This window comes from Pseudomonas sp. GM49 (assembly GCF_000282355.1).
Classification (GTDB): domain Bacteria; phylum Pseudomonadota; class Gammaproteobacteria; order Pseudomonadales; family Pseudomonadaceae; genus Aquipseudomonas.
In genome coordinates this window covers 1-7,916 of record NZ_AKJL01000122.1, presented here as the reverse complement: position 1 = coordinate 7,916, position 7,916 = coordinate 1, and the positions used below count along the sequence as shown (strand labels likewise).

At 60.5% G+C, this 7,916-nt stretch carries 7 protein-coding genes and 1 pseudogene; 7 read left to right on the top strand and 1 reads right to left on the bottom strand.

Going from position 1 to position 7,916, the window contains the following annotated elements; all coding sequences use genetic code 11:
• Positions 1-219 precede the first annotated feature (219 nt).
• The 3 genes from pap (at position 220) to PMI29_RS17030 (ending at position 4,183) form a co-directional block, all read left to right on the top strand.
• The gene (gene pap / locus PMI29_RS17020) at positions 220-1,743 is read left to right on the top strand and encodes a polyphosphate:AMP phosphotransferase (protein ID WP_007997276.1); all 1,524 of its coding nucleotides are present in this window, start codon (positions 220-222) and stop codon (positions 1,741-1,743) included.
• Positions 1,744-1,845: 102 nt separating this feature from the next.
• Positions 1,846-3,030, top strand: a complete 1,185-nt coding sequence (locus tag PMI29_RS17025; protein WP_007997274.1) for a thiolase family protein — start codon at positions 1,846-1,848, stop codon at positions 3,028-3,030.
• 193 nt (positions 3,031-3,223) lie between these two features.
• Entirely contained in the window at positions 3,224-4,183 is a 960-nt protein-coding gene (locus PMI29_RS17030) for a DMT family transporter (RefSeq protein WP_007997272.1), read from the top strand.
• 131 nt (positions 4,184-4,314) lie between these two features.
• On the opposite strand, the gene PMI29_RS17035 is transcribed toward PMI29_RS17030, so the two are convergent.
• Positions 4,315-5,709, bottom strand: a complete 1,395-nt coding sequence (locus tag PMI29_RS17035; RefSeq protein WP_007997270.1) for a class II fumarate hydratase — start codon at positions 5,707-5,709, stop codon at positions 4,315-4,317.
• A gap of 191 nt (positions 5,710-5,900) precedes the next feature.
• On the opposite strand from PMI29_RS17035, the gene PMI29_RS17040 reads away from it, so the two are divergent.
• The 4 genes and pseudogenes from PMI29_RS17040 to PMI29_RS17055 form a co-directional block, all read left to right on the top strand.
• Positions 5,901-6,425, top strand: coding sequence for a DUF2059 domain-containing protein (locus PMI29_RS17040; protein ID WP_007997268.1), 525 nt, complete (start codon positions 5,901-5,903; stop codon positions 6,423-6,425).
• A gap of 12 nt (positions 6,426-6,437) precedes the next feature.
• Positions 6,438-6,737, top strand: coding sequence for a BolA family protein (locus PMI29_RS17045; RefSeq protein ID WP_007973667.1), 300 nt, complete (start codon positions 6,438-6,440; stop codon positions 6,735-6,737).
• A gap of 102 nt (positions 6,738-6,839) precedes the next feature.
• The gene (trhO, locus tag PMI29_RS17050) at positions 6,840-7,781 is read left to right on the top strand and encodes an oxygen-dependent tRNA uridine(34) hydroxylase TrhO (protein WP_007997266.1); all 942 of its coding nucleotides are present in this window, start codon (positions 6,840-6,842) and stop codon (positions 7,779-7,781) included.
• 3 nt (positions 7,782-7,784) lie between these two features.
• Positions 7,785-7,916: pseudogene (locus PMI29_RS17055) on the top strand (DsbA family protein); the annotation flags it as partial.

The following is a 7,916-nucleotide window of genomic DNA, read 5'->3' as shown; positions in this document are numbered from 1 at the left end:
CTCTGTGGCGAGGGGGCTTGCCCCCGTTGGGTTGCGAAGCAACCCTGAAACCAGGCAACCAAGTCGTGTCAGACAAACCAGGTTCGCTGATTTCACGACTGCTTCGCAGCCGAACGGGGGCAAGCCCCCTCGCCACAGTGGTCGGGGACCATCGGGAAAATCTCTGCTGACCTTCAGCTCAATCCGCTAGTCTTGCTCACATCTGGAAGGGAGCCGCTCATGTTTGAATCTGCCGAAATCGATCACGCCATCGACAAAGATACCTATGACGCCGAAGTACCGGCCCTGCGCGAAGCGTTGCTCGAAGCGCAATTCGAATTGCAGCAGCAACGCCGCTTTCCGGTGATCATTTTGATCAACGGCATCGAAGGTGCCGGCAAGGGCGAGACGATCAAGGTACTCAACGAGTGGATGGACCCGCGCTTGATCGAAGTGCGCACGTTCGACCAGCAAACCGACGAAGAGCTGGCACGGCCACCGGCCTGGCGGTACTGGCGGATGCTTCCGGCCAAGGGCCGCATGGGGATTTTTTTCGGCAACTGGTACAGCCAGATGCTGCAGGGACGGGTCCATGGCTCGTTCAAGGACCCACGGCTCGACCAGGCGATCAACGGGGCCGAGCGCCTGGAAAAAATGCTCTGCGATGAAGGTGCGCTGATCTTCAAGTTCTGGTTTCACCTCTCCAAGAAGCAAATGAAGGCACGCCTCAAGGCGTTGGCCGACGATCCGCTGCACAGCTGGCGCATCAGCCCGCTGGACTGGCAGCAGTCGCAAACCTACGACAGGTTCGTGAAGTACGGTGAACGGGTCTTGCGCCGCACCAGTCGCGACTATGCACCCTGGCATGTAATCGCCGGGGCGGATGCACATTATCGGAACCTGGCCGTGGGGCGGATTCTGCTGGAGGGGCTGCGCGGCGCTTTACAGCGGCCGACGATCCATCCGGAAAAGGTCAGCGCCGCCCCCGTATTCCCCAGTGTCGATCAAGTGAACCTGCTCGACAGCCTGGACCTGACCCTGCACCTGGACAAAGAAGATTACGAAGAACAGTTGATCACCGAGCAGGCGCGGTTTTCCGGGTTGATGCGTGACAAGCGCATGCGCCGGCACGCACTGGTGGCGGTATTCGAGGGCAACGACGCGGCCGGCAAGGGCGGGGCGATCCGCCGGGTCGCGGCGGCACTGGATCCACGTCAGTACAGCATCGTGCCGATTGCCGCGCCCACCGAAGAAGAACGGGCGCAACCGTATTTGTGGCGCTTCTGGCGTCATCTTCCGGCCCGGGGCAAGTTCACCGTATTCGACCGCTCCTGGTATGGCCGGGTGTTGGTGGAGCGCATCGAAGGTTTTTGCAGCCCGGCGGACTGGCTGCGTGCCTACAGCGAGATCAACGATTTCGAGGAACAGGTGACTGACGCCTGCGTGATCGTGGTCAAGTTCTGGCTGTCCATCGACAAACAGACGCAACTGGAGCGCTTCCAGGAGCGCGAGCAGACTCCCTTCAAACGCTTCAAGATCACTGAGGATGACTGGCGCAACCGTGAAAAGTGGGATGACTATCGCGCGGCGGTCGGCGACATGGTCGACCGTACCAGCACCGAGATCGCGCCATGGACCCTGGTGGAGGCCAACGACAAGCGCTGGGCACGGGTCAAAGTCTTGCGCACTATCAACCGGGCACTCGAGGAGGCTTTCGAAAAATCCGACCGGCATGAGCGCAAGAAGCATAAGGACAAGGATTGAAGCGATAGTTACGCATACGCGAGGTGAATGATTGTCGCGGTCGGTGAAGCGCTGGACTTATGCTCGGTCCACTCTCAACCGATAACAACAATGAGGTATGCCATGCGTGAAGTGGTGATCGTCGACAGCGTGCGGACCGGCCTGGCCAAATCCTTTCGCGGTAAATTCAACATGACCCGCCCGGACGACATGGCGGCACACTGTGTCGATGCGCTGTTGGCGCGCAGCGGTATTGATCCGGCGAGCGTCGAGGACTGCATCGTCGGTGCCGGTTCCAATGAAGGCGCCCAGGGTTTCAATATCGGGCGCAACGTCGCGGTGCTCTCGCGCCTGGGCACTGGCACGGCCGGCATGACCCTCAACCGCTTCTGTTCCTCGGGCTTGCAGGCGATCGCCATCGCCGCCAACCAGATCGCTTCGGGTTGCAGCGACATCATCGTCGCCGGCGGGGTCGAGTCCATCAGCCTGACCATGAAAAGTGTCAATACCGACAACCTGATCAACCCGCTGCTCAAGGAGCAGGTGCCGGGCATCTACTTCCCGATGGGCCAGACCGCTGAAATCGTCGCGCGTCGGTACAGCGTCAGCCGCGAAGAGCAGGACCTGTATGCGCTGCAAAGCCAGCAGCGCACCGCCGAGGCTCAGGCCGCCGGGCTGTTCAATGATGAAATCGTGCCGATGGCGGTGAAGTACCGTGTCGAAGACAAGGCCACAGGTCAAGCACAGATCCTCGACGGCATCGTCGACCGCGATGACTGCAACCGCCCGGACACCACCCTGGAAAGTCTGGCCGGGTTGAAACCGGTGTTCGCTGAAGATGGCTCGGTCACGGCGGGCAACTCGTCGCAACTGTCTGACGGCGCGTCCATGACCCTGGTGATGAGCCTGGAAAAAGCGCTGGAACTGGGGCTCAAGCCGAAAGCGTTCTTCCGCGGTTTTACCGTGGCCGGTTGTGCGCCGGACGAGATGGGCATCGGCCCGGTGTTTTCGGTACCGAAACTGCTCAAGGCCAAAGGCTTGCGGATTGACGACATCGACCTGTGGGAACTCAACGAAGCGTTTGCTTCGCAGTGCCTTTACAGCCGCAACCGCCTGGAAATCGACAATGCCCGGTACAACGTCAACGGCGGCTCGATTTCCATCGGCCACCCGTTTGGCATGACCGGTTCGCGCCAGGTCGGGCATCTCGTTCGTGAATTGCAGCGACGCAATTTGCGTTACGGCATCGTCACCATGTGCGTGGGTGGCGGGATGGGGGCTACGGGGTTGTTTGAAGCGGTGCGGTAAGCCTCGGTTTTTTGCGTTGTCAGTTAGATAGCCATCGCGAGCTTGCTCGCGATGGGTGCGCCACGGTCAAAAAACATCCCCTGAAGATTGCGACCCGCACAGTTTCAATCGCGGCCAGAAGGCAACTGTGCCTGTGTACGCCACAGCTCTGCGCCTAGAATGACGACTCCTGTCAGTTGGCGTTGGGGTTCACATGCACATTTCATCGGGTCGCTGGGTTTACGGTCTGTTCCTGGCCTTGCTGACCGCGTTGTTGTGGGGAATCCTGCCAATCAAGCTCAAGCAGGTGTTGCTGGTGATGGACCCGGTGACGGTGACCTGGTTTCGCCTGATGGTGTCCGGCGGCTGCCTGTTCATTTACCTGGCGGCCACCAGGCGTCTGCCCAGCCGCAAAGTGCTCGGTCCGCGCGGTGGCTGGCTGGTGCTGATGGCGGTGCTCGGCCTGGTCGGTAACTATGTGTTGTATTTGATGGGCCTGAACCTGCTCAGCCCCGGCACGGCGCAACTGGTGGTGCAGATGGGGCCGATCATGCTGCTGATCGCCAGCCTGTTTGTGTTCAAGGAGCGTTTCAGCCTGGGGCAGGGGATCGGGCTGCTGGTGCTGCTGATCGGTTTTGCGCTGTTTTTCAACCAGCGCCTGAGTGAATTGCTCACCTCGCTGACCGACTACACCGCCGGCGTGCTGCTGGTGCTGCTGGCGTCCACGGTCTGGACCTTCTATGCCCTGGGGCAGAAGCAATTGCTGACGGTGTGGAATTCGCTGCAGGTGATGATGGTGATCTACCTGTTTTGCGCGCTGCTGTTGACGCCGTGGGTGCATCCGCTTGAAGTACTGCAATTGAACCCGTTGCAGGGTTGGTTGCTGCTGGCATGCTGCCTCAACACCCTGATTGCCTATGGCGCGTTTGCCGAGGCCCTGGCCCATTGGGAAGCCTCCCGGGTCAGCGCGACACTGGCCATCACGCCGCTGGTGACCTTTGCCGCGGTTGCCATGGCTGCGTGGCTGTGGCCCGACTATGTGCATGCCGAGACGATCAATGGTTTGGGTTATGGCGGCGCGGTGCTGGTGGTGCTGGGGTCGGCGCTGGTGGCGTTGGGGCCTTCGTTGATTGCCGGGTTGAAGGCTCGCAAAGTAAGGATGGCGGCCAGTTAGACCGTGTCATCGTTCATCGCGGGCAAGCCACGCTCCCACAGGTTTTGCGTCGTTCATCAACTTTGTGAACGACGCAAAACCTGTGGGAGCGTGGCTTGCCCGCGAAGACGGACTTTCAGGCGCTACAGGGTTCAGCCCTTGGCCCCAGCCTCCAGCATATTCTCCGGCCTTACCCAGGCATCGAACTCCTCATCGGTCAGATACCCCAACTGCAACGCCGCCTCGCGCAAGGTCAGTCCTTCGCTGTAGGCCTTCTTGGCGATCTCCGCCGATTTGTCATAGCCAATGTGCGGGTTGAGCGCTGTCACCAGCATCAGGCCTCGTTCCAGGTGTTCAGCCATTTTTTCCGCATCCGGCTCCAGACCCGCCACGCAGTGCTGCTGGAAGTTGCTGCAGCCATCGCCCAGCAAGCGGATCGATTGCAGCAGGTTATGGATGATCACCGGTTTGAACACGTTCAGCTGCAAGTGGCCCTGACTGGCCGCAAAGCCGATGGCGACGTCGTTGCCCAACACCTGGCAGGCCAGCATCGACAACGCTTCGCACTGGGTCGGGTTGACCTTGCCCGGCATGATTGAACTGCCTGGTTCATTGGCCGGCAGCTTGACCTCGGCGAAGCCGGCGCGCGGACCGGAACCCAGCAGGCGCAGATCATTGGCGATTTTCATCAGCGTCACGGCGAGGGTTTTCAGCGCGCCGGACAGCGTGGTCAGCGGCTCATGGCCGGCCAGTGCGGCGAACTTGTTCGGCGCGGTGATAAACGGCAAACCGGAGAGGGCGGCCAATTCTGCGGCGATGGCCTCACCGAACCCATGAGGTGAATTCAGCCCTGTGCCGACGGCCGTCCCGCCCTGGGCCAGCTCACAGACCGCGGGAAATGCGCTGCGGATCGCCCGCTCGGCGTAATCGAGTTGCGCGATGAAGGCTGAGATTTCCTGGCCGAAGCTGATCGGTGTCGCATCCATCATGTGGGTTCGGCCGGTCTTGACCAGTTTCATATGGCGGGCGGACAGCTCGGCCAGGCCGCCGGACAGTTCGCTGATCGCCGGCAGCAGGTGTTGCTGCACCGCCTGGGCGGCCGCGATGTGCATGGCGGTGGGAAAACAGTCGTTGGAACTCTGGGAGCGATTGACGTGATCGTTGGGGTGCACCGGGGACTTGCCGCCGCGCGGGTTGCCAGCCAGCTCGTTGGCACGGCCGGCGATTACTTCGTTGACGTTCATGTTGCTCTGGGTGCCGCTGCCGGTTTGCCAGACCACCAGCGGAAACTGGTCGTCGTGGTCGCCGGCGAGCACTTCGTCGGCCGCCTGCTCGATCAAGCGGGCGATATCGGCGGGCACGTCGCCATTTCGATCATTGACCCGTGCCGCGGCTTTCTTGATCAGCGCCAGGGCATGCAACACGGCCAGCGGCATGCGTTCGTTGCCAATGGCGAAGTTGATCAGCGAGCGTTGCGTCTGAGCGCCCCAGTAGGCTTCATCCGGGACTTCAACCTGGCCGAGGCTGTCGGTTTCGATACGGCTCATCTTGCTCACTCCTGTAGGTCCGATTGCGCAGTTTAGGCCGAGTTCGACGGCCGTGGTTCCATCAGTCTGTATTTGAACATTCAACCCCTCTAAATCAGGCGCGACAAGGCTTGGGGTTGAGCGACAGACTTTTTTAGGCGCAGAATGGACGCCCTTGGGGTCTTACCTCGCCAGCTAGAAAAGGAAACTCGATGACTCGTCTTCGTGCCATCTGTACCGCCGTTGCTTTGGTCTGCGCCAGCGGCCAGGTTCTTGCCGACACCGCCAGCCATAACGCCAGTGCCGAGGCTTTCCTGACCATGGCGCACGCTGACAAGCTGGGCACCCCGGTGTACATGCAAGTACAGCAGATGTTCGCCCAACGTTTCGAACAGACCAAAGCCCCAGAGTCGAAAAAAGCCGTGCTGGAAACCTACCAGGCCAAGGCCAACGCCGCTCTGGACCAGGCCATTGGCTGGAACAAGCTGAAACCGGACATGGTCAAGCTCTACACCACCAACTTCACCGAATCCGAGCTCAAGGACCTGGTTGCGTTCTACCAGTCGCCACTGGGCAAGAAAGTCCTGGAAAAAATGCCCCAGCTGACCCAGCAATCGGCCCAGATGACCCAGGCCAAGCTGGAAAGCGCGGTGCCGGTGGTCAACAAGCTGCTGGCCGACATGACGGCCGAGCTGACGCCGAAAGACGCGGCTGCTCCAGCCAAGAAAAAGCCTTAAGCGGAGTCCGGTATGACCATGCAACAACGCATCGAATCGACGCTGGCCCTGCTCCAGCCCGAGCACCTGCAAGTGCTGGATGAGAGCCATATGCACAGCCGGGGATTGCAGACCCACTTCAAGGCGGTGGTGGTCAGCGCGCAGTTCGATGGCCTGAATCGGGTCAAGCGTCACCAAAAGGTCTACGGCACGCTCGGCGAGCTGATGGGCGAGTTTCATGCGTTGGCGCTGCATACCTACACGCCCGAGGAATGGGCACAGATCGACGCGGCCCCGGCCTCGCCGACCTGTGCCGGCGGCAGCAAGCACTAAACACCGGTTTTTTGCTAGAATCCGCAACGCGCCGCTCACCCGGCGCGTTTTTTTTCGCATCCGGTTCACCCCTTACGAGGGTAGCCACCTGGAGATTTACCCATGACACAACAGATTGTCGTGGCGGCACTGTATAAGTTCGTCACCCTGGAAGATTACGTCGCCCTGCGCGAGCCCCTGCTGCAAGCGATGGTCGACAACGGCATCAAAGGCACGCTGCTGATCGCCGAAGAAGGCATCAACGGCACCGTGTCCGGCAGCCGCGAAGGCATCGACGGGCTGATGGCCTGGCTCAAGAACGACCCACGCATGGACGACATCGACCATAAAGAGTCGTACTGCGATGAGCAGCCGTTCTACCGCACCAAAGTCAAACTCAAGAAAGAAATCGTCACCCTCGGCGTGGAAGGCGTGGACCCGAACAAAAAGGTCGGCACCTACGTCGATCCACAGGACTGGAACGCGCTGATCAGCGACCCGCAAGTGCTGTTGATCGACACCCGTAACGATTACGAAGTCTCGATTGGCACCTTCGAAGGCGCCATTGACCCGAAAACCACCAGTTTTCGCGAATTTCCAGACTATATCAAAGCCAACTTCGACCCGGCCGTGCACAAGAAGGTCGCGATGTTCTGCACCGGCGGCATTCGCTGCGAGAAGGCGTCGAGCTACATGCTCAGCGAAGGTTTCGATGAGGTCTATCACCTCAAGGGCGGCATCCTGAAGTACCTTGAAGAGGTGCCGCAGGAAGAAACCAAGTGGCAGGGCGACTGCTTCGTGTTCGACAACCGTGTGACCGTGCGCCACGACCTGAGCGAAGGCGACTACGATCAATGTCATGCCTGCCGCACACCGGTCAGCATCGAAGACCGCGCGTCCGAGCATTACGTGGCCGGCATCAGTTGCCCGCATTGCTGGGATAAGCTGAGCGAGAAGACCCGTCGCAGCGCCATCGACCGGCAGAAGCAGATCGAACTGGCCAAGGCTCGTAACCAGCCTCACCCGATCGGCTACAACTACAAGCAAGCATCCACCGAGGCCTGAACCATGTCTGCGCGCCTGCTCTATGTGATGGACCCGATGTGTTCCTGGTGCTGGGGGTTTGCCCCGGTGGCCAACGCACTGGTCGAGCAGGCGCAAGCCGCAGGCGTGGATGTGCACTTGATTGTGGGCGGCTTT

What these genes read in the sequence shown, in the direction of transcription:
- PMI29_RS17040 (WP_007997268.1), top strand. Translation starts at nt 5,901, where the DNA reads ATGACTCGTCTTCGTGCCATCTGTACCGCCGTTGCTTTGGTCTGCGCC.
- trhO (WP_007997266.1), top strand. Translation starts at nt 6,840, where the DNA reads ATGACACAACAGATTGTCGTGGCGGCACTGTATAAGTTCGTCACCCTG.
- PMI29_RS17025 (WP_007997274.1), top strand. Translation starts at nt 1,846, where the DNA reads ATGCGTGAAGTGGTGATCGTCGACAGCGTGCGGACCGGCCTGGCCAAA.
- PMI29_RS17035 (WP_007997270.1), bottom strand. Translation starts at nt 5,709, where the DNA reads ATGAGCCGTATCGAAACCGACAGCCTCGGCCAGGTTGAAGTCCCGGAT.
- pap (WP_007997276.1), top strand. Translation starts at nt 220, where the DNA reads ATGTTTGAATCTGCCGAAATCGATCACGCCATCGACAAAGATACCTAT.
- PMI29_RS17030 (WP_007997272.1), top strand. Translation starts at nt 3,224, where the DNA reads ATGCACATTTCATCGGGTCGCTGGGTTTACGGTCTGTTCCTGGCCTTG.
- PMI29_RS17045 (WP_007973667.1), top strand. Translation starts at nt 6,438, where the DNA reads ATGACCATGCAACAACGCATCGAATCGACGCTGGCCCTGCTCCAGCCC.